The organism is Nocardioides dokdonensis FR1436 (assembly GCF_001653335.1).
Classification (GTDB): Bacteria; Actinomycetota; Actinomycetes; order Propionibacteriales; family Nocardioidaceae; genus Nocardioides; species Nocardioides dokdonensis.
The window spans coordinates 699844-724007 of sequence record NZ_CP015079.1; the positions used below are offsets into that span (position 1 = coordinate 699844).

Below are 24164 nucleotides of genomic sequence, written 5' to 3' on the forward strand. Positions count from 1 at the left end.
GACATCCTGCCGCAGCCCACCGACAGTCCTGGCCCGCCGCGCAGGACCAGCCGCCGTGCTCAGCCCTCCTGCTGGGCCTCGACGGTCTCGAAGCGGATGCCCGCGGCCATCAGTCGGGCGGTGAGGTTCTCCCCCATCGCCTGGGCGGTGGTCACGCAGCCGGCGGTGGTCGGGTTGTCGTCGTGCAGGAGGCACAGCGCCGACTCCGCGAGCATCTTCGAGGTCTCGCCGTAGCCCGGGTCGCCACCGGAGACGCGCGTGTGGATGGTGCGTCCGTCGCCCTCGCCGACGAAGTCGACGGTGAACCAGCTCTTCTCGCGTCGCGCCGGTGAGGGCCCCTCGCCCTGCTTGATCCGGCTCTTGAGCAGGTTGCGCACCGGCGGGACCTGCGCGGCCACACCGATCCCGACCAGGCCGGCCATCCCGCCGAGCGCGTAGCGCAGGGTCTTGGTGCCGATGTAGTGGGAGTAGCGGAAGTCCGTGCCGTAGGACTCCAGCGCCGCGCCGCTGCGCGCGACCACCTGCGGGTCGAGCGTGGGCAGCGGCAGCAGGTAGTAGCCCAGCTCGCCGTCACGGTGCGGCTTGCCCGCCACCGCGCGGCTGCGTCGGCCCTCCGGACGCTTCTCGGCGCCCCGCCGCAGCGTCGCGGCCTCCCGGGTCTGCTTCATCCGCGAGGTCGCGCCCATCGCGGAGTGGAACGTGCCGCCCGAGAACGTGCCCGAGGCGCGCACCACGCCGCGCACCGTGACCGGGCCGGCGGCCTGCAGCTGCTGCACCGTGTACCAGGCACCGAGGTCGTGCGGGATCGAGTCGAAGCCGCAGGCGTGCACGATCCGGGCACCGGTGCGCTCGGCGGTGGCGTGGTGGGCGAGGTACATGCGGTCGACGAACTCCGGCTCACCGGTCAGGTCGACGTAGTCGGTGCCGGCTGAGGCGCACGCGGCCACCAGTGGCTCGCCGTGCTCGAGGTAGGGCCCGACGGTGCTGATCACGACGCGGGTGCTCTCGGCCAGCGCGGTCAGGGCGGCGGCGTCGGCGGAGTCCGCGACGACCAGCGGCAGCTCGGCCAGCGCGGGGTCGATGGCGGCCAGGTCGTCGCGGACACCGGCCAGCTTGTCCGGGTTGCGCCCGGCCAGCGCCCACCGCAGCCCCGAGGGGGCGTGGCGGGCGAGGTACTCGGCGGTGAGGGCACCGGTGAAGCCGGTGGCCCCGAGGAGCACCAGGTCGAGGTCGCGGTCGGCGTTGCGGGGCGCGTCGGGGTTCGCAGGCATGCGCACATGCTCGCAGCCCGCCCTCACCCGCGCGACGCCGACGTATTCTCGACGCCATGTGCCGCAACATCCGCCAGCTCCACAACTTCGAGCCGCCGGCCACCACGGACGAGGTCGACGCCGCTGCCCTGCAGTACGTGCGCAAGGTCAGCGGGTCGACCAGGCCCTCGCAGGCCAACCAGGAGGCGTTCGACCGGGCCGTGGCGGAGGTCGCCCACGCCACCCGGCACCTGCTCGACGCGCTCGTCACCACCGCCGCACCCAAGGACCGCGAGGTCGAGGCCGCGAAGGCGCGGGCGCGGTCCGCGGAGCGGTACGCCCGGTGACCCTGTCCCCCACCCGCGCGCCGGCCCCGGCCACGGACCGGCATCCGGCGTACGACGCGGCGCTGGCGCTGCTGGCCGACCGGCCGCTGGTGGTGCTCACCGGTGCGGGCCTCTCGACCGACTCAGGCATCCCGGACTACCGCGGGCCGGGAGCGCCGCGTCGCACCCCGATGACCTACCAGGAGTTCGTCTCCGGACCAGGGCCCCGGCGCCGCTACTGGGCGCGCAGCCACCTGGGCTGGGGCCGGATGCGGCATGCCGAGCCGAACGACGGGCACCGCGCGGTCGCCCGGCTCGGGGCGGGCCTGGTCATCACCCAGAACGTCGACGGCCTGCACGAGGCGGTGGGCACCCCCGACCTCGTCGCCCTGCACGGCCGGATCGCCGACGTGGTCTGCCTGGGCTGCCGCGCCACCGGCTCGCGCGCCGAGCTGCACGACCGGCTGAGCGCCCTCAACCCCGGATTCGCCGAGCAGCACCACGACGTCACGCTCAACCCCGACGGCGACGTCGCCCTGGAGGAGACCGACGGCTTCGTCGTTCCCGACTGCTCCTGCGGCGGACTGCTCAAGCCCGACGTGGTGTTCTTCGGCGAGAACGTCCCCGCCCCGCGGGTGGCGCGCTGCTACGACGCCGTCGATGCGCTCCGCGACGGCGGGGCGCTGCTGGTGGCCGGCTCCAGCCTGACCGTGATGAGCGGGCTCCGCTTCGTCAAGCGCGCCGCGAAGGCGGGCACCCCGGTCGTGGTCCTCAACCGCGGCGCCACGCGCGGCGACGACCTGGCCACGCACACGGTGCACGCCGGGTGCAGCGACTTCCTCACCGCCCTGGCCGACCGGCGCCGCTGAGCGGCGGTCCGCTCAGAGGGGCCGGACGAAGATGTGGTCGGCCGCCTCAGGCACGATCTCGGCGCTCTCGCCCGCCGCACCCACCAACACCCCGGCCTCGGTGGCCACGATCGTGACGCTCTTGTCCGGCAGCGCGCCGACCCGACGCAGCGCGCTCATCAGCTGCTCGTCCTTCTGCATCTCCTCGGAGATGCGGCGCACGAGCACCCGCGTCTCGGTGGGTCCCGCGGCCTGGGTGAGCGACTCCAGCCCCGCCATGAACATCTCGGCCGTGTCGGTCTGGCCGAGCTCGTCGAGCCCCGGGATCGGGTTGCCGTACGGCGACTCGGTGGGGTTGCCGAGCAGCTCGAGCAGGCGTCGCTCCACGGTCTCGGACATCACGTGCTCCCAGCGGCACGCCTCCTCGTGGACCAGCTCCCACTCCAGGCCGATGACGTCCACGAGCAGCCGCTCGGCCAGGCGGTGCTTGCGCATCACCCGGGTCGCCAGGCGCAGGCCCTCCTCGGTGAGCTGGAGGTGCCGGTCGCCCTCGACCGTCAGCAGCCCGTCGCGCTCCATCCGGGCCACCGTCTGCGAGACGGTCGGGCCGCTCTGGTGCAGGCGCTCCGCGATCCGGGCGCGCAGCGGCACGATGCCCTCCTCGACCAGCTCGTAGATGGTCCTCAGGTACATCTCGGTGGTGTCGATGAGGTCGCTCACGCCGCCATTGTCCACCACGGGGGGTGTGCAGCGGGCCGGTGCCACCCTGGGAGGCTCGGACGCGTGGTCAGCGTCATGTGGTTCCGCCGCGACCTGCGGGTCGCCGACAACCCCGCCCTCGTCGAGGCCGCGGCCGACGGCGAGGTGCTGCCGCTCTTCGTCCTCGACCCCCGGCTGTGGGGCCCGGCGGGGCCGAGCCGGCGCGCCTACCTCGGGGCGTCGCTGCGGGCGCTCGACACCTCGCTGAGCCCATCAGGGGGCCGATCAGGGGACCGGCAGGGCGGGCTCTCGGTGGTGCGCGGGGACCCCGTCCGGCGGGTGCTGCTCGCCGCGCAGGCCGTCGGGGCCGACCGGGTGCACGTCGCCGCGGACTTCGGGCCCTACGGCCGCGAGCGCGACGCGGCGGTCGAGCAGGCGCTGGGCGACGCCGGGATCGAGCTGGTCCGCACCGGGTCGGCGTACGCCGTGGGACCGGAGCGGGTGCTCAACGGCTCCGGCGAGCCGTACAAGGTGTTCACCCCGTTCTCGAAGGCCTGGGCCGACCACGGCTGGCGGGCCCCGGCCGACCCGCCGACCGGGGTGTCCTGGCTCTCCCTCGACGAGGGCACCACGGACATCCCCGACCCACCGGTGCCGGCCGGTCTCGACCTGCCCGAGGCGGGCGAGGCAGCGGCGCTGCGGCAGTGGGCGGAGTTCCTGGACCGCGTCGACGACTACGACACCGACCGCGACCGTCCCGACCGGGACGGCACCAGCCGGATGTCGATGCACCTCAAGTACGGCGAGGTGCACCCGCGCACCCTGCTCGCCGACCTGGGCTCGCGACGCAGCAAGGGTGCGCAGACCTATCGCACCGAGCTGGCCTGGCGGGAGTTCTACGCCGACGTGCTGGCGCGGCGGCCGGACTCGGCCCGCGACTACTACAAGCCCGAGTACGCACGGATGGACTACGACCGCGCCGGCGACCAGCTCGAGGCCTGGCAGGAGGGACGCACCGGCTTCCCGATCGTCGACGCCGGGATGCGTCAGCTGCGGGCCACCGGGTGGATGCACAACCGGCTGCGGATGGTCACCGCCAGCTTCCTGGTCAAGGACCTGCACGTGGAGTGGCAGCACGGTGCCCGGCACTTCCTGCACTGGTTGGTCGACGGCGACCTCGCCAGCAACAACCACGGCTGGCAGTGGACGGCCGGCAGCGGCACCGACGCCTCGCCGTTCTTCCGGGTCTTCAACCCCACCACCCAGGGCCGCCGCTTCGACCCCGACGGTGCCTACGTGCGGCGCTGGGTCCCCGAGCTGGCCGATCCCGACCAGGTGCCCGATCCGCACGAGCCGGACCCGGACACCCGCGACCTCGTCGGCTACCCGGCCCCGATGGTCGACCACGCCGAGGAGCGTCGCGAGGCCCTGGACCGGTACGAGAGGATCAAGCAGTGACCTCCTTCGACCCGCTCCTGGTCCCTGCTCGCTTCAACGGCCCCGCCGGCTCCGGCAACGGCGGCTGGAGCGCCGGTGCGCTCGCGTCGTACGTCGATGCCGACGGCGGGCCGGTCGAGGTGACGCTGCGCCAGCCGCCGCCGCTGGACACCCCGATGGAGGTCGTCGAGGACGACGGCACCTGGACCGCGCTGCGCGACGGCGCGGCCGTGCTGAGCGCGCGTCGCTCCGACCTGGTGCTGGAGGGCGTGCCCGGCGTCTCGATGGTCGAGGCCCGCGCGGCCGTCGACCGCTACCCCGGCCTGCACCGGCACCCCTTCCCCACCTGCTTCAGCTGCGGCACCGACCGCGAGCCGGGCGACGGGCTGCGGATCTTCCCCGGCCGGGTCGACACCCACGACGGGCGCCCGCGGGTGGCGGCCACCTGGCTGGCCACCGACGACGACGTCCCGGTGGTGTGGGCCGCGCTCGACTGCGCCGGCGCCTGGGCCGCCGACATCGAGGAGCGGATGATGGTCCTGGGCCGGATGACCGCCGAGGTGCTGCGCCGTCCGGTGGTCGGCGAGGAGCACGTCGTCGTCGGGCTCGCCCGGCGCTCCGAGGGCCGCAAGCACCTGACGGCCACCACCGTGCTGGACCCGCGGGGCGAGGTCGTGGGCCGCGCCGAGCAGGTGTGGATCGAGGTCTCACCCGACGCGTTCGCCTGAGCGTGCACCCTGCTCCAAGCATGTGCCAGACTCGAAACATGACTTTGAACGATCCAAGCCAGGTCGAGTGGTGGCGCCACGCGGTGATCTACCAGGTCTACCCGCGCTCCTTCGCGGACGCTGACGGCGACGGGGTCGGCGACCTCCCCGGCATCACCGCGCGGCTGCCCTACCTGCGCGACCTCGGCGTCGACGCGGTGTGGATCTCCCCGTTCTACCGCTCGCCGCAGAAGGACCACGGCTACGACGTCAGCGACTACTGCGACATCGACCCGCTGTTCGGGTCGCTGGAGGACGCCGACGAGCTCGTCGCCACCGCGCACGAGCTGGGCTTGAGGATCATCGCCGACCTCGTGCCCAACCACTCCTCCGACCAGCACGAGTGGTTCCAGGCCGCGCTCGCCGCCGGACCGGGCAGCCCCGAGCGCGCCCGCTACCTCTTCCGCGAAGGGCGCGGCGCCCACGGTGAGCAGCCGCCCAACAACTGGAGGTCGGTGTTCGGCGGGCCGGCGTGGACCCGCGTGGACGAGGACGCCGGCGACGGCCCCGGCGATGCCCAGTGGTACCTCCACCTCTTCGACTCCTCCCAGCCCGACTTCGACTGGCGCAACCCCGAGGTCGGCGACCTGTTCGAGGAGGTGCTGCGCTTCTGGCTCGACCGGGGGATCGACGGCTTCCGGGTCGACGTCGCGCACGGGCTGCTCAAGGAGGAGTCGCTGCGCGACCAGGTCGTCGAGGAGGGTGAGGAGCCCCATGGCTCCGCATCGAGCGACGAGGAGCGCTCGATGGTCGAGCGGACCTTGCGCGACGAGCCGATGTGGGACCAGCCCGAGGTGCACGACGTCTACCGGTGCTGGCACGACGTCCTAGCGGAGTACGACGGCGATCGGATGCTGGTCGCCGAGGCCTGGACCCAGACCCCCGAGTCGATGGCCCGCTTCGTCCGACCCGATGAGATGGCCCAGTCCTTCAACTTCGCCTGGCTGCTCGCACCGTGGTCGGCCCCGGCCTTCGAGGAGGTCGTGACCGGCACCTTCGCCGCGCTGGCCGAGACGACCGCCAGCCCGACGTGGGTGCTGAGCAACCACGACGTGGTGCGCCACGCGACCCGGTACGGCGGCGGCGCCCAGGGCCTGGCCCGCGCCCGCGCCGCCACCCTGACGATGCTCGCGCTGCCCGGCTCCTCCTACCTCTACCAGGGCGAGGAGCTGGGGCTCGAGCAGGTCGACGTCGCGCCCGAGCACCGCCAGGACCCCGCCTACCTGCGCACCGGCGAGGTCGGCCGCGACGGGTGCCGGGTCCCGGTGCCGTGGTCGGGGACGGCAGCGCCGTACGGCTTCGGCCCGGGCCCTGACCAGCCCTGGATCCCGCAGCCCGACGACTGGGCCGACCTCACGGTCGAGGCCCAGCTCGCCGACGACTCCTCGACGCTCGCGTTCTACCGACGCACGCTGGCGGCTCGACGCGAGCTGGCCGGCAGTCCCGACGACGTGGAGATGCTCGACCTCGGCGCGGACGTGCTGGCCTTCCGGCGCGGTGCGGTGACGGTGGCGCTCAACTGTGGCGCCGCCCCGGTCGCCCGCCCCGCCGGGGAGGTCCTCGTCAGCAGCGGTCCGGTCACCGACCGGCTGCCTGCGGACACGGCCGTGTGGGTGCGTGCCTGAGCGCCGCCTCAGACGTGGTTGAGCGCCTCGTTGTAGCGGCTCAGCAGCGCGATGAAGGTCTCGAGCTCGTCGGGGTCCCAGTCGTCGAGGCGGTCGGCGATCCAGCGACGACGCTGCTCCTTGACCTCCTCCAGCCGCGCCACCGCCGCGGGGCTCGCCGAGACCAGGGAGGCGCGGCCGTCGTCGGGGTCCTGGGTGCGCTCCACCAGGCCCAGCTGGGTCAGGTGGGCGACCTGGCGACTGATGGCGCCCTTGTCGATGGTGAAGGTCTCGGCCATCGACGAAGCACGCACGGGGCCCTGGTCGGCCAGGTAGGACAGCATCAGGTACGACGCCGGCTGCAGCTCGGGGTGCACGGCACGGGACCGCAGCCCGATGACCCGCCGGATGCGACGGATCAGCACGCTGACCTCCTGCTCGAGGCGCTTGAGCGGCTCCGCGGGCGCGGTCATCGCGCGCCGCCCGCCGGCGTGCTGCTGGCGTCGCGGACCTCGGTGTCCTCCACCAGCTCGGCGGTGGCCTCGGGGGCGGTGTCCGCAGGCACCATGTCGTGGGTGGTGCGCAGCGGCACCTCACGGATGGCCAGCACGCAGAGCAGGGCCGCCAGCGCGAACGGCGTGGAGACCAGGAACAGGTAGCCGATGGAGTCGCCGAAGGCGTGCTCGAAGACCGCCCGCACCGGTGCCGGCAGCTGCGACAGGTCCGGGATGTCGTGGCTGGTGTGGCCCGCGTCCTCGATGCCCAGCCCGCGCAGCCCCTTCTGGACCGAGTCGGCCACCTGCGTGGCCAGCAGGGCGCCGAGCGCCGAGACGCCGACGGAGCCGCCGAGGGAGCGGAAGAAGGCGACGACCGAGCTGGCCGCCCCCAGGTCCGAGAGCGGCACGTTGTTCTGCACCGCGAGCACCAGGTTCTGCATCGTGGCACCGAGACCGACACCCAGGACGGCCATGAAGAGCCCGACGAGGGCGAGGGGGGTCGTCTCGTCGATGGTGCCGAGCAGGCCGAGGCCCACGACGACGAGGACCATGCCGCCGACCAGCCAGCGCTTCCACAGCCCGGTGGTGGTGATCCTCCGTCCGGAGGTGATCGAGGAGACCAGCAGGCCGCCGACCATGCAGATCGACATCAGGCCCGCCGCGGTGGGGCTCATGCCGCGGGCGATCTGGAAGTACTGGGACAGGTAGACCGTCGAGCCGAACATCGCGACCCCGATCAGCACCGAGGCGGTGGTGGCCAGGGCGATGGTGCGGTCGCGGAAGAGCCGCAGCGGCACCACCGGGTCGATCGCCACGCGGGCCTCGACGTACACCGCACCCATCACGACCAGCAGCCCACCGAGGACCATCAGCACCGAGGCGGTCGAGAACCAGTCGAACTGGTTGCCGCCCAGGCTGACCCAGACCAGCAGGATGCTGACACCCGCGACGATGAGAGTGGCGCCGGCGTAGTCGATGTGCACCTCGCGCTTCACGATCGGCAGGCGCAGGGTCTTCTGCAGCAGCACGAAGGCGAGCACGGCGACCGGGATGCCGACGTAGAAGGTGCCGCGCCAGCCGAGCGGCGAGTCCACGATCAGGCCGCCGATGAGCGGTCCGGAGACGGTGGCCAGGGCGAAGACGGCGCCGATGTAGCCGCTGTAGCGACCGCGCTCACGTGGCGGGATCATGCTGGCGATGACGACCTGGACCAGCGCGGTCAGGCCGCCGACGCCGAGGCCCTGCACCACCCGGGCCCCGATGAGGACCTCCATGCTCGGTGCGAGGCCGGCGATGAGCGAACCGATGCTGAAGATCACCAGCGCCGTCTGCACCAGCATCTTCTTGCTGAACTGGTCGGCGAGCTTGCCCCAGATCGGGGTGGTCGCCGTCATCGAGAGCAGCGTCGCCACGACCACCCACGTGTAGCCCGTCTGGCTGCCGTCGAGGTCGGCCACGATGCGCGGCAGCGCGTTGGAGACCACGGTGCTCGACAGCATCGCCACGAACATCGCGAGCAGCAGCCCACTGAGCGCCTCGAGCACCTGGCGGTGCGTCATGGCGACATCGACGTCGGCGGACGCTGACGACGCGGTCGCCGGGACGGGGGCTGGCTGGGTCACTGACTCTCGTTTCACGGGGGAGGTAACGGTTGACCTGAGCAACCTTATTCCCCGTGGCGTCGATCTGCCAACCGAGCGCGCACCCCGGACGTGCAGCGACCCGCAGGTGTGGCTCTCGTGGAGAGCCGCACCCGGCGGACGGAGCCGGGTCACCTGCGGGTCGGGCAGCTGCTTGGAATTCGCCAGCAGCATCAGGGGCACTCCTGCCCCGTCGTCCTGCTGGGGCTGCTAGCGGGCAGCCACCTCACTCGTCCTGGAAGAACTCATTCTCCGGACCACCTCCTTCCCGTGTACCGAAAACGGTACGACGCCGGGCACGGTCCGACAAGGGGTTTTGACACGCTCCCACGCAGCTACGCGTCGAGGTCGATCGCGGTCAGCACGGCGGCCAGGGCGAGCGGCTCCTCGGAGCTCGTCCGAGCCCCCAGCGCGGTGTCGGCGAGCTTGATGACGTGCTCGCCTCCGTGGGCGAGCGCCTGCTCGAGCACCTCGTCCGGGGTGTGCGCCCCCAACCGCGGGACCGGGCGGGTGTCGGGTGGCAGGTACGCCGCCACGACGGCCGCGGTCGCCGACCAGGCCGCCTCGAGGCTGGCGGACCACATGGCTTCCGGGAGCGAGGGCAGGGCGTTGAGCACGGCCTGGGGTGCCGTCGCCGCGTGCACGAGCATCGTCGCGTTGCCGTGGGCGCGGGCGGCGTACTGCGCGAGGACGGCGTCGACCAGGGACCGGAGGGCCTCGGGGACGTCGGCGGACCGATCGGGCGGCGCGAGCGACCTGACCGCCCGGCGCCAACCGCCGGTCTCGTCCAGCTGGGCGATCCGGTTGCGGATGCCGTGCTCCTGCCGGGGCACGGGCGGCACCAGGGTGAGCGCCCGCGCCGCGCTCAGCCGACCGGCCGGCGCGACCTGCGGCACCGGCTGCCAGCGCGCGGCCCAGTAGGCCAGGGCGTGGGCGAGCTCCTGGCGGCGCGGCGCGGTCTCCTCGGCGCGCAGCGCCCGGACCGCGTGGCCGACCCGGATCACGCCGTGCGTGGCCCCGGCCGCGATGCCGGGCAGGAGCCGGGGCCACCAGCGGACCAGGGTCGTGGCCCAAGCCTCCTGCTCGACCTCGGCGCGGAAGAAGTCGATCCAGTCCCCGCTGCGCACCGGGTCGCCGAGCGGGTCGCGCCAGGCCGCGGCGTCGATGCGGTCGATCCCTCGCGGGACGTCCTCGAGCCCCCTGATGTAGCCGTCGGTCCAGCGGTGCACCCGGTCCTCGTGCCCGAGCCTGGCCAGCGCCTCGGCGACCATCGGGCCGTGGTTGGAGAGCCAGCCCTCGCGCTCGGGACCCGTGTGGTGGAAGCGCTCGAGCGCCTCGTCGTAGCTGCCGGTGGTGATCATGCGACGATTCGATTACATCAAGTGGACTTGAGGTCAAGCATGGATCGACGGGACCTGCTCACCATCGGCGAGGTGGCGCGGCGCTCGGGGGTCGCGCCCTCCGCCTTGCGCTACTACGAGTCGCTGGGTCTGGTCACCAGCACCCGCACCCCCGGAGACCGGCGGCGCTACGAGCGCGCGGCGCTGCGCCGCGTGGCGGTGATCCGCGCGGCCCAGCGGGTGGGGCTGAGCCTGGAGGAGATCGGCGCCGCCTTCGAGGGCGTGCCGGTGGACGCAGCCCCCACCCGCGCCCAGTGGACCCGGATGTCCGCACGGTGGCGGCCGGCGCTCGAACGGCGCATCGCCGACCTGGAGCGGGTGCGCGACGACCTCACCGGCTGCATCGGGTGCGGCTGCCTGTCCCTGCAGCGGTGCCGGCTCTACAACCCCGACGACGACCTGGGCGACGAGGGCTCCGGCTCGCGCCGGCTGTTCCCGGACGAGACCGACGCGGACTGAGGAGCCTAGGCGGCGTAGGCGAGGTCGATCTGGAGGTCGGGTTCGTAGATCTCGAGGGTGCTGGTCGGCTGTGGGCGTCGGGGTGTCTGGGGTAGGCGTCGGGTGCCGGTGTGGTCGACGAGGTAGTGGGCGCCGTGGGGGTCTTGCCAGAGGTAGATGCCGGGGACGGGTTGGTGGACCTGCCAGTCGCCGTGGGTCTTGATGCGGTGGTGGGTGGTGGTGAGGGGGCCGTAGTTCCCGAGCACGCTGGGACCACCGGTGCCGTCTGGTTGGTAGGGCACGGTGTGGTCGATCTGCATCGTGGTGCTGGTGCAGGTGGCGTAGGGGAAGGTGTCGGCCGGCGTCATCAGACGCACGGCCTGTCGATGTCGGGCGGGGATCTCGTAGGCATCGACAGGGACCTGGTGGGCGAGGTCGATGACGGGCTGGATGCGGAAGCGGGCCCGGGGGCCGAGGGTTTCGCGGAGCCAGGTGGTGGTGAGGGGGCCGTGGCCCTCGAGTCGGGCGATGGGTTCGAGGGGGTGACCGTGGGTGTCGAGCTCGTGCTCGCCGCGGCCGTCGAGGTGCACCACCAGGGTCACGTCGAGGTCCGGCGTCTGGTCGGGGCCGGTGCCGGTGGCGAGCTGGAGGGCGGCCAGGACGCGGCGGTCGTCGATGGTGATGCTGCGCTCGTCGGTGCGGGTCTCGTCGTCCTCGTCGTGAGCGCCTGGTTCGTCGGGCAGGGTCTGGGCGAGCTGGGCGGCGCGGGTGGTGATGGCGGTGTCGAGGGCGGTGATGGTGGCGATGTCGGCGCGGATGCGGAAGGAGGCCATCCCGTGCTCGCCTCGGCCGATGATTTTCGCGAAGCGGGCCTTCTTGGCGCGTTCTTCCTTCTCGCGGGCCAGGGCGGGGGCGGCGGTGGCGACCTTGCCGGCGACGAGGGCCTCGAAGCGGGTCCAGGGGATGCGTCCGTCGGCTGATTCGGCGACCTCGGCGTCGACGTGGGCGGCTTCGGCGAGCGACAGCTCGCGGGTCTTGGTCACGACGTGGCGGGCGTAGGAGGCGCGGACCTCGCCTGCTTGGACGCGGGCCCAGAGCACCGGGTGGCGGTGGCGCAGGTCCTGGGCGTCGGCGATCAGGGCGATCGCGGCGTGGGTGGTGCGTCCGATGCGGGCGCCGAGCTCGGCGGCGGCGAACTCGGAGACCTCGCTGACCCCGGTGCCGCCGTAGCGGCGGCCCTGCTCACGTCCCGGGAGCCGGGTCTGGTGCGGGTCGAGGCGGTCCACGGAGTGCAGGACGGCCCACTGGTAGGCGACCTCGAGGAGCCCGACCTCGGAGCGTTGCAGCAGCTCGGCGTGGCGGGAGGCTGCGTCGAGGACCTGGTCCTCGCTCATGTCCTCCCGCGCCTGTGTCCCGAGCATGCCCCCGATTTTACTCGCACACCAGTTCGAGTCAAGAGGTCTCCCACCGTCTGTGGACAGCCGTCGGGCTGGTCGCCAGCACCGGCCGCGCCTGCCGCCGTCGGCCCGCGGTCGTGCCGCGGTCAGGCCGCTGGGCGGTGCCGCAGCAACCATGTCCACCCTGCAACTGGTTGCTGACGCACCGCCCAACCGCCCGGCTCCTGCCACGTAGCGTGCCCCCGCGGCCTGGCGGCTGGTGAGTACTCAGCTCGAGGTATTCGTCCATCTTGTCGACCTACCGCCGGTGCGACAACGGCCAACGGAGGCGTTCCCCGAGGGCGCGGGCACGCTGGCTCCGGAGCACCCCGTCAGTCGTGGCCGACGTCCCAGAGCTTCGAGACGACCTTGCCGTTCTTGAAGGTGATGAACGACCACCGCCAGAACGCCATCATGTCGTAGACGCAGGTCCTCCGGCCGTTGTAGGCGGAGCAGTCCTTGCCGCGGAAGCCGACCACCTCACGCACCTCCGACCGGGTCATCCCGCGCCGCACCTTCTTGAACTCGCGTCGCGAGACGGTCTTCTTGTACGTCTTCTGGTCGACGTCGACCTCCTGGACCCGGATGGCCTTGTTGCCGTTGCACCAGGCGGTGGTCCGGGAGCGGTAGGTGCCGACATCGACCCGGGGGAAGTGGACGCCGGGCAGGGCGCCGCGCCAGCGGTAGGTGTTCGACTCGTCCGTCTCGAGGTTGGTGAGGACCCACTTCACGCGGGGCGCCACCTGGTTCTTCGAGCAGCTGACGTAGGGGCTCTGCACGCCGCCCTGCTCGTTCTTGGGAGCGGGGACGCCGTACGCCGCCGAGATCCTGGGGGTCGCCGGCGACCCGGCGTGGGCGACAGCGGGGACGCCGGCGGTGAGCAGTGCCGTGGCGAGCAGCCCTCCGGCGAGGGCGTGGATGGAATGACCCTGGTGCATGTCGATCTCCGGTCTGGGGGGTGGTCGACAGCGCTCGTCGCCGTCACCGACCTCTCGAGCATCCGCCGCCTCCAGGACAGGCGCTACCCGCAGATGGGGGATGCGGGCAGGTAGCGGCGCACCACGAGCCGCGGCATCGAGCTCGCGACGGCGTCGGTGGTCCCGACCACCTCGAAACCCACCTTCTCGAACATGGCTCGGGTGCCGACGAAGGCCATCGTCAGGTCCATCCGCTCCCCCGCCGGGTCGACCGGGTAGGCCTCCACCGCCGGCGCGCCCTCGGCGGCGGCCCACGCGACGGCACCCTCCAGCAGCGGCGTCGTCACCCCCTGACGCCGGTGCCCGGCGCGCACCACGACGTAGATGATGCTCCACACCGCCACGTCGTCGAGCGGACGGTTCACCCGCGACGAGACCAGCCTGGGGTTGTCCGCGCGCGGACCGATGCTGCACCAGCCGGCGGGCGTGCCGTCGCGGTAGGTGAGCACCCCCGGCGGCCGCTCGCGCTCGCACAGCGCCCGCGCGGCCCGCTCGCGGCTGCCCTGACCCAGCTCCTCGATCTGCTTCGCCCCGAGGCGGTGCGAGAGGCACCAGCAGTGCGACGCACGCCGGTTCGGGTTGAGGACGTCGGCGAAGTCCTCGAACCGGTCGGGGGTGACCGGGTGCGTCTCCCAGGTCGTGGCGCCGGCCATCGTCAGCCGAGCTGCTGCAGCGCCCAGGAGTTGCCGTCGGGATCGCTGAACCGGGCGTACCGGACACCGCCCATGTCCTCGACGTCGGTGACGTCGACCCCGCGCTCGCGCAGCTCCGCGCAGGCGGCGTGGACGTCGTCGACGACCAGGTGCAGCCCGGCGACGGGGGCCGCCTCGGGGCCGCCGACCCCGAGGACCACCGAGCAGGCCGATCCCGGCGGGGTCAGCTGGACGATCCGCATGCCGTTGCCGGGCTCGACGTCGTGGTCGAGCCCGAAGCCGACCTGCTCGACGTAGAAGGCCCGGCTCCGGTCGATGTCGGTGGAGCGCAGCGGTACCAGCTCGAGTCGCATGTCCATGCACCCACCCTGGCGCCCCCGGGCTCAGGGCGCCAGGCGCTCGACGTCCCAGCCGGCGCCCGAGCGGCGGTAGACCAGCCGGTCGTGCATCCGGCTGGGGCGGCCCTGCCAGAACTCCACGACCTCGGGCCGCACGACGTACCCGCCCCACTCCTGGGGCACCGGCACGTCACCTCCGGCGAAGCGCTCCTCGGCGGCGGCGTACGACGCCGCGAGCTCCTCGCGCCCGGCCACGACACAGGACTGCGCCGAGGCCCAGGCGCCGAGCTGGGAGCCCCGGGGCCGCTGCGCGAAGTAGCCGGCCACCGCGTCGCGGGAGAGCACCTCGACGACCCCCTCGACCCGCACCTGCCGCTCGAGGGGGTGCCAGGGGAACAGCAGCGAGCAGCGCGGGTTCTCGGCGAGCTCGCGACCCTTGCGCGACCCGTGGTTGGTGAAGAACACGAACCCGTCGGCCCCTCCCGAGGAGAGCCCCTTGAGCAGCACCGTGCGCACCGACGGCACCCCGGCCGCGGACGCCGTCGCCACCACCATCGCGTTCGGCTCGTGCAGGCCCGCCGCGCGCGCCTCCTCGAACCAGCGTCCGAACATCTGCATCGCGTCCGGGGCCAGGTCCGCCTCGCTGAGCCCCGCGGCGGCGTACTCGTGGCGCAGCCTGCGCAGCGCGTCTTCGGTGGGGATCGACATGCCCTCACGGTAGCCACCGGGGAGCCCCACCCCACGGGGTTCTGGAACGCGGGCTGCCGTCCCGCGAGCAGGACTGACACAATGCGACGGTTTGGACGCTGCCGCACACGACACAGGAGTCATGCGATGACCGAGGTACACCACGGACTGGAAGGCGTCGTCGCCTTCGAGACGGAGATCGCCGAGCCCGACAAGGAGGGATCCGCGCTCCGCTACCGCGGTGTCGACATCGAGGACATCGTCGGCCGGGTCCCGTTCGAGAACGTCTGGGGCCTGCTGATCGACGGCGCCTACACCCCGGGCCTGGAGCCCGCCGAGCCCTTCAACCTGCCGGTGCACACCGGTGACGTGCGCGTGGACGTGCAGGCCGCGGTCGCGATGCTCGCGCCGGCCTTCGGCTTCGGCCAGACCTACGACATCTCCGACGAGCAGGCGCGCGAGGACATCGGCCGCCTCGCCGTCATGGTGCTCTCGTACGCCGCCCAGTCGGCGCGTGGCCTCAACCAGGCCATCGTCCCCCAGAAGACCGTCGACGAGGGCGCGACCCTGGCCGAGAAGTTCCTGATCCGCTGGAAGGGCGAGGCCGACCCCAAGCACGTCAAGGCCATCGACGCCTACTGGAGCAGCGCTGCCGAGCACGGCATGAACGCCTCCACCTTCACCGCGCGCGTCATCACCTCCACCGGTGCCGACGTGGCCGCCGCCTTCTCCGGCGCCATCGGCGCGATGTCCGGCCCGCTCCACGGCGGCGCCCCGAGCCGCGTGCTCGGGATGATCTCCGACGTCGAGGAGTCCGGCGACGCCGAGACCTACGTCAAGGGCCTGCTCGACCGTGGCGACCGGCTGATGGGCTTCGGTCACCGCGTCTACCGCGCCGAGGACCCCCGCGCCCGGGTGCTGCGTCGCACCGCCAAGGAGCTCAACGCCCCGCGCTACGCGGTCGCCGAGGCCCTGGAGAAGGCCGCCCTCAAGGAGCTGCGCGAGCGTCGCCCCGACCGCGTCCTCGAGACCAACGTGGAGTTCTGGGCCGCGATCGTCCTCGACTTCGCCGAGGTGCCGCCGCACATGTTCACCTCCATGTTCACCTGTGCGCGCACCGGTGGCTGGTCGGCGCACATCCTCGAGCAGAAGCGCACCGGCCGCCTGATCCGCCCGTCCGCGATCTACACCGGCCCGGGCGCGCGCCCGGCCTCGGAGATCTCGGGCTGGCAGGAGGCCTGGGGCGCCTGAGTCCCCTCGGCACCGCACGACCGGCCGGCCCCCTCCCTCCTGGAGCGGGCCGGCCGTCCTGCGCCTGGGGCTCGCAAGCGGCGCCGTCATGACCTAAGGTCGAGGGCCATGACGAGCTCCGCAGCTGTCCGACTATGGGACGCCGAAGCACCGGCCTTCGACCTGGCCGCCGACCACGGGTTGCTCGACCCCGCGGTCCGGGCCGCCTGGTCGCGACTGATGGGCGACCTGCTGCCCCCGCCCTGCAGCCGGGTGGCGGACCTCGGCTGCGGCACCGGCACCCTGGCGCTGCTGCTGGCCGAGCACGGGCACGTCGTCGACGGTCTCGACTTCTCCCCCGAGATGGTCGCCCGCGCCCTGGCCAAGACCGCCCACGAGCGCGACGTCAACGTCATCGAGGCCGACGCCTACGACCCCCCGCTGTGCGCGGGCGAGTACGACGTCGTGCTCTCGCGCCACGTCCTGTGGGCGATGCCCGACCCGGTCGAGGCGCTGCGCCGCTGGTCGGCGCTGCTGCAGCCGGGCGGTCGCCTGGTGCTCGTCGAGGGTCACTGGTCGCAGGGCGACGGCACCCGGGGCGGCCTGACCGCCCACGAGGTCGTGGACGCCCTCGCCTCGATCGGGCGCACCGGCACCGTGCACCCGCTGCCCGACCCCACGCTGTGGGGCAAGGAGATCGACGACGAGCGCTACGCCGTCGTCAGCCCGGCCTGATCAACCCGGCCTGATCAACCCAGCGTGACCAGCAGCTCCCGGCTGTGGGTGACCGGCTGGGTGCCGGTGAAGAGCTCGAAGCGCCATCTGCGGCGGTGCCGGCTCAGGATGCCCGACAGCTGCAGCCGCACGCACTCCCGGAGTCCGTCGGGGTAGTCGAGGACCGCCTCGGCGTCGGAGACGAACCACATCACGTCGCCGCGCCGCCGGGACCAGGTCTCGCCGACCTCCCAGCCCAGGGTGCAGGTCTCCTCGAACACCTCGGCCAGGAACAGCCGCAGCTCCTCGGTCCCGTGGGCGTGCTCACCGAGGTCGTCGCCGTAGACCGCGCCCTCCGGGGAGAAGCACGCGACGGCTCCGTCGACGTCGCGGGCCCGGAACCGCTCGGAGAGCCGGTCGAGGGCGGCGACGACGATCTGCTGCTGGACGTCCGACGTGCTCACGACCCCTCAACGACGCGGCGGTCCCGGGGGTACGCACCCCCGGGGGCGGGTGCTCACAAGCGCTTGCCGAAGCAGCGCGACAGCGGTGCGTCCTTGTAGTACCCGAAGCCCGGCACCGGCGCGTAGCCCGAGGACGTGTACAGCGCGATCGCCTCCGGCTGCATCGTCCCGGTCTCCAGCACCACCGCCTGGGCGCCCGCCTCGGCGGCGCTGCGCTCGAGGTGCGCGAGCACCAGCCGCGCGAGCCCGCGCCGCTGCGCCCGTGGAGCGACGTACATCCGCTTGATCTCGACGGTCACCAGGCCTGGGAAGGCGCCGACGACGGTACGCCGCCACGCCCCGGTCGCGACCGGCTCACCGTCGAGACGGCCGACGTAGAAGCTGCCGGTGGGTGGCTCGAACATGGCCGGGTCCAGCGGCGTCTCGTCCGGACCGCCGTAGCGCTCGGTGTAGAAGGCCTGGACCTCGGTGACCAGCCGGGTCACGTCGGGGTGGCCGAAACCGACCCGCTCCAGCTCCCACCCCGTCCCGCGGGGCTCCTCAGGCGAGGGACGTGCCACAGCCGTCACAGAACCTCGCGTCCGCGTCGTTGCGCACCCCGCACGAGCGGCAGTACGGGCCCGCCGCGGCGCTGCCAGCCGGAGCGCGGTCGCCGGCCGTGCGGCCCACGCCCAGGATGCCCTCGCCGTCGGTGAGGTAGGCCGCCGACTGCTTGACCGTCGGCATCGTCTCCCCCGCCACGTAGCGCGACTGGGCGCCGATGGTGCTCATGTTGAGGGCGCCCAGCCCCAGCCCGATCATGGGCAGACCACCGAGGAAGGCGAGGATGGCCAGGCCCGGCGGTCCGTCGAATCCCTCGTAGGTGAACACCGTGTAGGCCCCCCAGCCGAACACGACCACCCCGACCAGCAGCAGGACGGCGCCGCCGACCCGCAGTGCCGTCCGGGTCCGGGCGGTGTCCGGCAGTCCATGGGGGGTCATTGCGTCTCCAGGTGTCGAGGGCCCGCCACCCACACCCGTTGTGGGCAGCGCCCGGCCACCGGTGAGAATAGGGCCTGTGAGCGACCCCGTGACGGACCTGAGCATCCCTGTCGACCTGCTGCCCCTCGACGGCCGCTTCGGGTCCGGTCCCTCCAAGGTGCCCGCCGGTCGCCTCGACGCGCTGGCCGGCCCCGGCGCGGCCCTGATGGGCACCTCCCACCGCCAGGCGCCGGTGCGGGCCCTGGTGGGCCGGGTCCTCGAGGGGCTGGCCACGCTCTTCGACCTGCCGGAGGGCTACGAGGTGGTGCTCGGCAACGGCGGGTCCACCGCGTTCTGGGACGTCGCCACGCACGGTCTCGTCGAGCACCGCAGCCAGCACCTGACCTACGGCGAGTTCACCGCCAAGTTCGCCACCGCCGCCGGCGCCGCACCCTGGTTGGCCGAGCCGTCGGTGCGCGAGGCACCGGCGGGCTCGCTGGCCCACCCGCTCGCGGAGTCCGGGGTGGACACCTACGCGTGGGCGCACAACGAGACCTCGACGGGCGTGATGGCACCGGTGCGCCGTCCCGAGGGGACCGACCCCGGCGCCCTGGTGCTGGTCGACGGCACCTCGGGTGCGGGCGGGCTGCCCGTGGACCTGCGCGAGAGCGACGTCTACTACTTCGCCCCGCAGAAGGGCTTCGCCTCCGACGGCGGGCTGTGGATCGCGATCATGTCGCCCGCCGCGATCGAGCGGACCCACCGGATCGCCGCGACGGACCGGCACGTCCCCGCGTTCTTCGACCTGCCGACCGCGATCGACAACGCGCGCAAGCAGCAGACCTACAACACCCCGGCGATCGCCACGCTGTTCCTCCTGGCCGAGCAGCTCGACTGGATGAACGGCCTCGGTGGGCTGCCGGCCATGGTCGAGCGCACCACCCGCTCCTCGCAGCACCTCTACGCCTGGGCCGAGGCCGCCTCGTGGGCCTCCCCCTTCGTCGCCGACCCCGAGCACCGCTCCCTGGTGGTCGGCACCGTCGACCTCGACAACGCCGTCCCGGCGGCGACCGTCGTCTCCGTGCTGCGTGCGAACGGCGTGGTCGACATCGATCCCTACCGACGCCTGGGCCGCAACCAGCTGCGGGTCGGGATGTTCCCCGCGGTGGAGGCCGCCGACGTCGCGGCGCTCACGGCCTGCGTCGACTGGGTGGTCGAGCGGCTCTGATCCCGGCCGCTAGTCCAGGCCGGGACCGACCAGGATCGCGGCCAGCTCGGTGAGCCCCACCAGCACGACGGTGCCGGCCAGCAGGAGCGTGACCCGCCCACCGCGGTGGGCGGGCTCGGCCACCGGGTGCGTGCGCCGGGTGCGGTAGCGGGCCACGCCCTCGAGGGCGACCCATCCGCCCAGGACCAGCCCGGCCAGCGCCACCACGCCCACCCCGGCACCCAGACGTCCGACGGTGAGCCTGGCCACGACCATCGCGCCCAGCACCACCGACAGCGCGGTGCGCTGCCAGGCGAGGGCGGTGCGCTCGTTGGCCAGGCCGGGGGACTCGCCACCGTGGGACGTCACAGCGCCCTCGTCACAGGAGCAGGGCCAGCACCGCGGCCACGGCGACCACCGCGACCCCGAAGACCATCAACCCGCCGGCCGACGGCAGCGCGACCCCGCGCCGCATCGCCCGCTCCGAGCGCGCCCACCGGACCCAGGCGAGCACCGCGAACGCCAGCCCCGCGCCGACGAGCAGCACGCTCAGACCGCGCTGCAGCGCGGGCGCGGCGTCGAGCTCGATGACGTCGACCGCGACCCCGGCCGCGACCAGGGCCAGGGCGGTGCGGATCCAGGCCAGGAAGGTGCGCTCGTTGGCGAAGCTGAAGCGGTGGTCGGGCTCGTGGCCGCCGTCGTAGACCCAGCCCGGCCAGCGACCCCGACCCCCTGCTGCGCGTCGCCTCGTCACAGCGCCGCGCTGACGACGTCGTACGACGCCGGGCTGAACGCCACGAAGCGCGCCTCGCCCACGTCGGTGTCGGTGGTCCGGAACGCCTCGAGCGCCGCGGTGACAGAGTCGGAGACCGACCAGCCGTAGACCCCGGCGCCGACCAGGGGCAGCGCCATCGTGCGGGCGCCGAGCTCGTCCGCGACCTCCAGCGCGCGGGCGTAGCAGGAGACCAGCAGCGAGCGGTCGTCCTCACCGGCGTGGCGGTTCGGCCCCACCACGTGCACCACCCAGCGTGCCGGCAGGTCCCCGGCGGTGGTCCACCCGGCGTCACCGGTGGCCAGGCCGCGGGGGAAGCGGCGACGGCAGTCCTCCAGGACGGCCGGGCCGCCGGCGGCGTGGATGGCGCCGTCGACTCCCCCGCCGCCGCGCATCCGGCGGTTGGCGGCGTTCACGACCGCGTCGACCTGCTGGGTGGTGATGTCGCCGTGGACGACGGTGATGTCCACTCGGGTCCTCCTCAGGAGTCGCGGATGAGCCGCAGCGTGGCGCGCTCCAGGGCGGCCTGGCGCTGGTCGGGGGTGTCGTGGTGCAGGCGGGTGGTGCCGTGGATGGTGCGGCCCTCCTCGTAGGCCTCGACCACGCGCGGGTCGACGTACGACGAGCGGGCCAGGGTGGGGGTGTTGCCCAGGAAGCCGGAGACCTCGGTCATCGCCGCCGACACCGCCCGCTTGCGCGAGGCCTGCGTCTCGCCGTGCTCGGTGGTGCTCGCCAGGGCCGCGGCGGCCAGCACGGTCGCGTGCCACGTGCGGAAGTCCTTGGCCGTGGCCTCCAGCCCCGTCGAGGCGCGCACGTACTCGTTGACGAGGTCGGGCAGCACCGACCGCCACGAGCGGCCCTCCTTGAACGACAGCAGCCGCAGGTCGCCGCCGCGGCGTCGGCGCATGACCTCGAGGGCCTCGATCACGGTCACGTCGTCGATCTCGATGCGGTGGTCCACCCCGGACTTGCCGGTGAAGGTGAACACCAGCCGGTCCTGGCGCCGGCGCACGTGGCGCCGCTCGAGCGTGGTCAGGCCGAAGGAGCCGTTCTCGTCGGCGTAGACGTCGTTGCCGATGCGGAAGTAGCCCAGGTCGAGCAGCCGCACGGCCGCCGCGCAGGCACGCTCCATCGGCATCCCCTCCTGGCCGAGGTCGCGCACCACGAGCTCGCGCGCCCGGGAGAGCGCCTTGCCGAACTCCAGCATCCGGTCGAACTTCTCCGCGTCGCGCTTCTCGCGCCAGGCCGGGTGGTAGAGGTACTGGCGGCGCCCGGCGTCGTCGGTGCCGACCGCCTGCAGGTGGCCGTTCTCGTGCGGGGTGACCCACACGTCCTTCCAGGCCGGGGGGATCACCAGGTCGCGCACCCGCTGCGCGTCCTCCTCGGGCAGCCGGTCGCCGCCCCCGTCGAGATAGACGAACCCGCGGCCGGCCCGGCGCCGGGTCCACCCGGGCTGGTCGGGAGAGGTCCTGCGCAGCCGCACCATGCGCGCAACCTAGTCAGCGTCGCGTCCGCCCACCATCACCCGCACGGCGGACGGCGCGCACGAGCAGCCACCCGGCCAGCAGGATCGCGGTCAGGGCGCCGAGCAGCCAGCTGAGCGGGACCGTGCGCAGCCCCTCGTCCGCCGGTGCGGGCGGGGCGACCTCGGTGTCCGGCGCCGCCGGCGCCGTGGCCGTGCCGGTCGGCTCGCTCGGCGCCGGGGCCAGGGCCTCCTGCAGGTCGGCGGGCAGGGGCACCTCGAGGACGTCGCTGAACTGGCCCTCGGTGCTCACCAGCACCCGCCCGTCGCCGGTGACGGCGATCCCCTCACCCTGCTGCTGGTCGGGCAGGTCGAGCTCCCCGACCGAGCGCAGGGAGGGCCAGGCGTAGACCTCGGCCCGACCGTAGTCACGCACGACCAGGTGGCGACCGTCGGGGAAGAACGCACCGTCGGTGGCGATCGGCAGCACCCCGCCCACCTCGCGCAGCTCGTTGGGCCGGTCGGGGTCCAGGCGCGCCGGAGCCTCGTAGAGGGTGCCGCCGAAGAAGCTCTTGCTGGCCACGTAGAGCCGCCCGGTGCGCGGGTGCGCCACCAGGGTCTCGGCGTCACGGGCGCCCCCCGGGTAGACCAGCTCGTACGTCGCACCCGCGGCCTCGGCACCGGCGTCGATCGGCCCGCGGCCCACCGGCACCCGGGCCACGGAGACCGAGTCGCGCGCCGCGGCGTTGTCGCCGATGTCGCCGACCCAGACCTGCCCCGGGCCGGCCGGGGCCAGCGCCTCCACGTCGACCGGGGAGTCCGACCACGTGGTGACCCCGACCGTGCGTCCCTCGGGGCCCACGGCGAAGACCCGCCCGGTGTCGCCCGAGTCGTTGGTGGTCACGACCAGCCCGTCGGTGACGACCAGGCCGCTGGACTCCAGCACCTCCGGGTCGGCGAAGGTGAGGACGACGTCGGCGCCGTCCCCGGTCGCGGCGTGGGCGGCGTACCCGACGACGAACGGCAGGGCCAGCGCGAGCGCGACCAGCGGCCCGCGCAGGCGTTCAGGCACCCGCATCCTGCTGCTCCAGGAGCACCGCCAGTCGGGGGGTGAGCGACCAGGTGCCGACCAGGTCCTCGTACTCGCTGCGCTGTGCGCCGCCGCGCGCCGGCGCCCCGGTGCGGGTGGCGCGCAGGAGCGTGTTGCGCGGGGTGTGCTGGCTCTCGACGAACTGCACGACGTCGACCTTGTAGCCCTCCAGCCGCATCAGCGAGGCCCGCAGCGCGTCGGTGAGGGTGTCGGCGAAGCGCTCGCGCAGGATGCCGTGCCGGGTCAGTGCGGCGTACGGCGACGGCGCGGGCACCCGGCGCAGCTGGGCGGCGACGTCGTGGTGGCAGCAGGGCGCCGCGAGCACGACCGGCGCCTGCCAGGCGACGGCTCGGGCGAGCGCCTCGTCGGTGGCGGTGTCGCAGGCGTGCAGGGCGAGCACAACCTCGGGGGCGGGGTCCACGACGGCGTCGGTGATGGTGCCGACGACGAAGCGGGCGTCGGCGCCGAGCCGGGTCGCCACCGCGCTGTTGTGCTCACGCGACTGCTCCTTGACGTCGACCCCGGTCATCGCGACCGGCAGCCCGCGCACGTGGCTGAGGAACCGTTGGGCGGCGAAGGTGAGGTAGGCGTTGCCGCAGCCCAGGTCGACCACGCGCAGCGGCTCGGCCTCGGTGGGTCGGCGCAGGTGCCCCTTCTCGACGGCCTCCACCACGGTGGTGTCGAGCAGCCGGAGGAACTCCTCGACCTGGCGGTACTTCGCCTGCCGGCTCGGCTTGAGCCGGCCCTGCGCATCGGTGAGGCCGAGCTCGCGGAACAGCGGGTCGTCCTCTGGGAGCAGCCGCTCCTTGTCGCGGTCGTGGCCTCGGGTGACCTCGACCGGCCGGGCCCGGTCGCTGGTGTGCACCAGCGCCTCGCCCTTCTTGGTCACCCGCAGCTGGTGGCTCTGGGTGGTGGTCTCGACGTGCCAGTTGCCGAACGCGTCGCCGAGCAGCGCGTCCACGGCCGCCCCGGCCGCGGTGCCGACGGCGTGGTTCGCGGTGTGCGCCTGCTGCTCGTCGTACGACGTCACCTGCAGGTGGCGACCGGCCTTCAGGTCCACGTAGCGCAGCTCCACGCGCCGCCACTGCGGGGCGCGGCTCCTCTGCCGCCCCGAGGCCACCGCCCGCACGAGCGTGTCGGGATCCAGCAGGTGGGGGCGCAGGCGGTCGAGACCGTCGAGCAGGGGCTCGCTCATCGCGCGCTCACACCAGTGCGGCGATCAGGACGAGCAGCAGCAGCAGGCCGAGCGCCACCGGGATGATCAGGCG

General features: G+C 73.3%; 28 protein-coding genes. 9 read left to right on the forward strand and 19 right to left on the reverse strand.

Going from position 1 to position 24164, the window contains the following annotated elements:
• Positions 1-59 precede the first annotated feature (59 nt).
• Positions 60-1271, reverse strand: a complete 1212-nt coding sequence (locus I601_RS03375; RefSeq protein ID WP_068106439.1) for a saccharopine dehydrogenase family protein — start codon at positions 1269-1271, stop codon at positions 60-62.
• 56 nt (positions 1272-1327) lie between these two features.
• On the opposite strand from I601_RS03375, the gene I601_RS03380 reads away from it, so the two are divergent.
• Together I601_RS03380 and I601_RS03385 are read left to right on the forward strand one after the other, a co-directional pair.
• Positions 1328-1597 carry a DUF2277 domain-containing protein gene (locus tag I601_RS03380; protein ID WP_068106441.1) on the forward strand — a complete coding sequence of 90 codons (270 nt, stop codon included), beginning with the start codon at positions 1328-1330 and terminating at the stop codon, positions 1595-1597.
• Positions 1594-2445, forward strand: coding sequence for a Sir2 family NAD-dependent protein deacetylase (locus I601_RS03385; protein ID WP_084527079.1), 852 nt, complete (start codon positions 1594-1596; stop codon positions 2443-2445). Before I601_RS03380 ends, I601_RS03385 begins: the two co-directional genes overlap by 4 nt.
• 12 nt (positions 2446-2457) lie before the next feature.
• Here the strand turns inward: I601_RS03385 and I601_RS03390 are convergent, their stop codons facing one another.
• On the reverse strand, positions 2458-3144 hold the full coding sequence (locus I601_RS03390) for a metal-dependent transcriptional regulator (RefSeq protein WP_068106443.1): 687 nt from the start codon (positions 3142-3144) through the stop codon (positions 2458-2460).
• Positions 3145-3207: 63 nt separating this feature from the next.
• On the opposite strand from I601_RS03390, the gene I601_RS03395 reads away from it, so the two are divergent.
• From I601_RS03395 to I601_RS03405, 3 genes are read left to right on the forward strand one after another with little or no spacing between them, the layout of a single operon-like run.
• Positions 3208-4581, forward strand: coding sequence for a cryptochrome/photolyase family protein (locus I601_RS03395; protein ID WP_237089540.1), 1374 nt, complete (start codon positions 3208-3210; stop codon positions 4579-4581).
• Entirely contained in the window at positions 4578-5288 is a 711-nt protein-coding gene (locus I601_RS03400; RefSeq protein ID WP_068106449.1) for a hypothetical protein, read from the forward strand. Before I601_RS03395 ends, I601_RS03400 begins: the two co-directional genes overlap by 4 nt.
• Before the next feature lie 38 nt (positions 5289-5326).
• Positions 5327-6952, forward strand: a complete 1626-nt coding sequence (locus I601_RS03405; RefSeq protein ID WP_068106452.1) for a glycoside hydrolase family 13 protein — start codon at positions 5327-5329, stop codon at positions 6950-6952.
• An 8-nt stretch (positions 6953-6960) separates the two neighbouring features.
• Here I601_RS03405 and I601_RS03410 read toward each other — a convergent pair whose 3' ends face one another.
• The 3 genes from I601_RS03410 to I601_RS03420 form a co-directional block, all read right to left on the reverse strand.
• Entirely contained in the window at positions 6961-7404 is a 444-nt protein-coding gene (locus I601_RS03410) for a MarR family winged helix-turn-helix transcriptional regulator (RefSeq protein ID WP_068106456.1), read from the reverse strand.
• Entirely contained in the window at positions 7401-9050 is a 1650-nt protein-coding gene (locus tag I601_RS03415) for an MDR family MFS transporter (RefSeq protein ID WP_335582180.1), read from the reverse strand. The genes I601_RS03410 and I601_RS03415 overlap by 4 nt, the downstream gene beginning before the upstream one ends.
• Positions 9051-9403: 353 nt before the next feature.
• Positions 9404-10429 (reverse strand): questin oxidase family protein, encoded by a 1026-nt coding sequence (locus I601_RS03420; protein ID WP_068106459.1) that lies wholly within the window; start codon positions 10427-10429, stop codon positions 9404-9406.
• Between the two features lie 39 nt (positions 10430-10468).
• Between I601_RS03420 and soxR the strand changes: the two genes are divergently transcribed.
• The gene (gene soxR, locus I601_RS03425) at positions 10469-10927 is read left to right on the forward strand and encodes a redox-sensitive transcriptional activator SoxR (RefSeq protein ID WP_068106462.1); all 459 of its coding nucleotides are present in this window, start codon (positions 10469-10471) and stop codon (positions 10925-10927) included.
• Between the two features lie 5 nt (positions 10928-10932).
• Here the strand turns inward: soxR and I601_RS03430 are convergent, their stop codons facing one another.
• The 5 genes from I601_RS03430 to pdxH all read right to left on the reverse strand — a co-directional run bounded on the left by I601_RS03430 (position 10933) and on the right by pdxH (position 15018).
• The gene (locus tag I601_RS03430; protein WP_084527081.1) at positions 10933-12327 is read right to left on the reverse strand and encodes an HNH endonuclease signature motif containing protein; all 1395 of its coding nucleotides are present in this window, start codon (positions 12325-12327) and stop codon (positions 10933-10935) included.
• Between the two features lie 347 nt (positions 12328-12674).
• Complete coding sequence (locus I601_RS03435; RefSeq protein ID WP_068106468.1) at positions 12675-13280, reverse strand: hypothetical protein; 606 nt, start codon at positions 13278-13280, stop codon at positions 12675-12677.
• 83 nt (positions 13281-13363) lie between these two features.
• A complete protein-coding gene (locus I601_RS03440) occupies positions 13364-13972 on the reverse strand; it encodes a GNAT family N-acetyltransferase (protein ID WP_068106471.1) in 609 nt (202 codons plus the stop codon).
• A gap of 2 nt (positions 13973-13974) precedes the next feature.
• Positions 13975-14331 (reverse strand): VOC family protein, encoded by a 357-nt coding sequence (locus tag I601_RS03445; RefSeq protein ID WP_068106474.1) that lies wholly within the window; start codon positions 14329-14331, stop codon positions 13975-13977.
• 24 nt (positions 14332-14355) lie between these two features.
• Positions 14356-15018, reverse strand: coding sequence for a pyridoxamine 5'-phosphate oxidase (gene pdxH, locus I601_RS03450; RefSeq protein WP_084527992.1), 663 nt, complete (start codon positions 15016-15018; stop codon positions 14356-14358).
• A gap of 126 nt (positions 15019-15144) precedes the next feature.
• Here pdxH and I601_RS03455 point away from each other — a divergent pair, with 126 nt between their 5' ends.
• Both I601_RS03455 and I601_RS03460 read left to right on the forward strand, forming a co-directional pair.
• A complete protein-coding gene (locus tag I601_RS03455; RefSeq protein WP_068106477.1) occupies positions 15145-16248 on the forward strand; it encodes a citrate synthase 2 in 1104 nt (367 codons plus the stop codon).
• A 108-nt stretch (positions 16249-16356) separates the two neighbouring features.
• On the forward strand, positions 16357-16962 hold the full coding sequence (locus tag I601_RS03460; RefSeq protein WP_068106480.1) for a class I SAM-dependent methyltransferase: 606 nt from the start codon (positions 16357-16359) through the stop codon (positions 16960-16962).
• A 14-nt stretch (positions 16963-16976) separates the two neighbouring features.
• Here the strand turns inward: I601_RS03460 and I601_RS03465 are convergent, their stop codons facing one another.
• The 3 genes from I601_RS03465 to I601_RS03475 are packed head-to-tail and all read right to left on the reverse strand — an operon-like array spanning position 16977 to position 18386.
• The gene (locus tag I601_RS03465; protein ID WP_068106484.1) at positions 16977-17405 is read right to left on the reverse strand and encodes a nuclear transport factor 2 family protein; all 429 of its coding nucleotides are present in this window, start codon (positions 17403-17405) and stop codon (positions 16977-16979) included.
• A gap of 53 nt (positions 17406-17458) precedes the next feature.
• Positions 17459-17965 carry a GNAT family N-acetyltransferase gene (locus I601_RS03470; protein WP_068106487.1) on the reverse strand — a complete coding sequence of 169 codons (507 nt, stop codon included), beginning with the start codon at positions 17963-17965 and terminating at the stop codon, positions 17459-17461.
• On the reverse strand, positions 17946-18386 hold the full coding sequence (locus I601_RS03475; RefSeq protein ID WP_068106490.1) for a zinc ribbon domain-containing protein: 441 nt from the start codon (positions 18384-18386) through the stop codon (positions 17946-17948). The genes I601_RS03470 and I601_RS03475 overlap by 20 nt, the downstream gene beginning before the upstream one ends.
• Positions 18387-18453: 67 nt before the next feature.
• Between I601_RS03475 and serC the strand changes: the two genes are divergently transcribed.
• Positions 18454-19593 carry a phosphoserine transaminase gene (gene serC, locus I601_RS03480; protein WP_472459317.1) on the forward strand — a complete coding sequence of 380 codons (1140 nt, stop codon included), beginning with the start codon at positions 18454-18456 and terminating at the stop codon, positions 19591-19593.
• Positions 19594-19602: 9 nt separating this feature from the next.
• Here the strand turns inward: serC and I601_RS03485 are convergent, their stop codons facing one another.
• From I601_RS03485 to I601_RS03510, 6 genes are read right to left on the reverse strand one after another with little or no spacing between them, the layout of a single operon-like run.
• Positions 19603-19941, reverse strand: a complete 339-nt coding sequence (locus tag I601_RS03485) for a DUF202 domain-containing protein (protein ID WP_068106493.1) — start codon at positions 19939-19941, stop codon at positions 19603-19605.
• A 10-nt stretch (positions 19942-19951) separates the two neighbouring features.
• Positions 19952-20326 (reverse strand): YidH family protein, encoded by a 375-nt coding sequence (locus I601_RS03490; protein WP_068106496.1) that lies wholly within the window; start codon positions 20324-20326, stop codon positions 19952-19954.
• Positions 20323-20814: a macro domain-containing protein gene (locus I601_RS03495; protein ID WP_068106499.1), complete on the reverse strand. Its 492-nt coding sequence runs from the start codon at positions 20812-20814 to the stop codon at positions 20323-20325. Before I601_RS03495 ends, I601_RS03490 begins: the two co-directional genes overlap by 4 nt.
• Positions 20815-20825: 11 nt before the next feature.
• On the reverse strand, positions 20826-21830 hold the full coding sequence (locus tag I601_RS03500; RefSeq protein WP_084527083.1) for a DNA topoisomerase IB: 1005 nt from the start codon (positions 21828-21830) through the stop codon (positions 20826-20828).
• A gap of 13 nt (positions 21831-21843) precedes the next feature.
• Positions 21844-22878: a hypothetical protein gene (locus I601_RS03505; RefSeq protein ID WP_157519864.1), complete on the reverse strand. Its 1035-nt coding sequence runs from the start codon at positions 22876-22878 to the stop codon at positions 21844-21846.
• Entirely contained in the window at positions 22871-24091 is a 1221-nt protein-coding gene (locus tag I601_RS03510) for a class I SAM-dependent methyltransferase (RefSeq protein ID WP_068106505.1), read from the reverse strand. Before I601_RS03510 ends, I601_RS03505 begins: the two co-directional genes overlap by 8 nt.
• Between the last annotated feature and the right edge of the window lie 73 nt (positions 24092-24164).

What these genes read in the sequence shown, in the direction of transcription:
- I601_RS03375 (WP_068106439.1), bottom strand. Translation starts at nt 1,271, where the DNA reads ATGCCTGCGAACCCCGACGCGCCCCGCAACGCCGACCGCGACCTCGAC.
- I601_RS03380 (WP_068106441.1), top strand. Translation starts at nt 1,328, where the DNA reads ATGTGCCGCAACATCCGCCAGCTCCACAACTTCGAGCCGCCGGCCACC.
- I601_RS03405 (WP_068106452.1), top strand. Translation starts at nt 5,327, where the DNA reads ATGACTTTGAACGATCCAAGCCAGGTCGAGTGGTGGCGCCACGCGGTG.
- I601_RS03410 (WP_068106456.1), bottom strand. Translation starts at nt 7,404, where the DNA reads ATGACCGCGCCCGCGGAGCCGCTCAAGCGCCTCGAGCAGGAGGTCAGC.
- I601_RS03420 (WP_068106459.1), bottom strand. Translation starts at nt 10,429, where the DNA reads ATGATCACCACCGGCAGCTACGACGAGGCGCTCGAGCGCTTCCACCAC.
- soxR (WP_068106462.1), top strand. Translation starts at nt 10,469, where the DNA reads ATGGATCGACGGGACCTGCTCACCATCGGCGAGGTGGCGCGGCGCTCG.
- I601_RS03430 (WP_084527081.1), bottom strand. Translation starts at nt 12,327, where the DNA reads ATGCTCGGGACACAGGCGCGGGAGGACATGAGCGAGGACCAGGTCCTC.
- I601_RS03435 (WP_068106468.1), bottom strand. Translation starts at nt 13,280, where the DNA reads ATGCACCAGGGTCATTCCATCCACGCCCTCGCCGGAGGGCTGCTCGCC.
- I601_RS03440 (WP_068106471.1), bottom strand. Translation starts at nt 13,972, where the DNA reads ATGGCCGGCGCCACGACCTGGGAGACGCACCCGGTCACCCCCGACCGG.
- I601_RS03445 (WP_068106474.1), bottom strand. Translation starts at nt 14,331, where the DNA reads ATGGACATGCGACTCGAGCTGGTACCGCTGCGCTCCACCGACATCGAC.
- pdxH (WP_084527992.1), bottom strand. Translation starts at nt 15,018, where the DNA reads ATGTCGATCCCCACCGAAGACGCGCTGCGCAGGCTGCGCCACGAGTAC.
- I601_RS03455 (WP_068106477.1), top strand. Translation starts at nt 15,145, where the DNA reads ATGACCGAGGTACACCACGGACTGGAAGGCGTCGTCGCCTTCGAGACG.
- I601_RS03460 (WP_068106480.1), top strand. Translation starts at nt 16,357, where the DNA reads ATGACGAGCTCCGCAGCTGTCCGACTATGGGACGCCGAAGCACCGGCC.
- I601_RS03475 (WP_068106490.1), bottom strand. Translation starts at nt 18,386, where the DNA reads ATGACCCCCCATGGACTGCCGGACACCGCCCGGACCCGGACGGCACTG.
- I601_RS03500 (WP_084527083.1), bottom strand. Translation starts at nt 21,830, where the DNA reads ATGGTGCGGCTGCGCAGGACCTCTCCCGACCAGCCCGGGTGGACCCGG.
- I601_RS03510 (WP_068106505.1), bottom strand. Translation starts at nt 24,091, where the DNA reads ATGAGCGAGCCCCTGCTCGACGGTCTCGACCGCCTGCGCCCCCACCTG.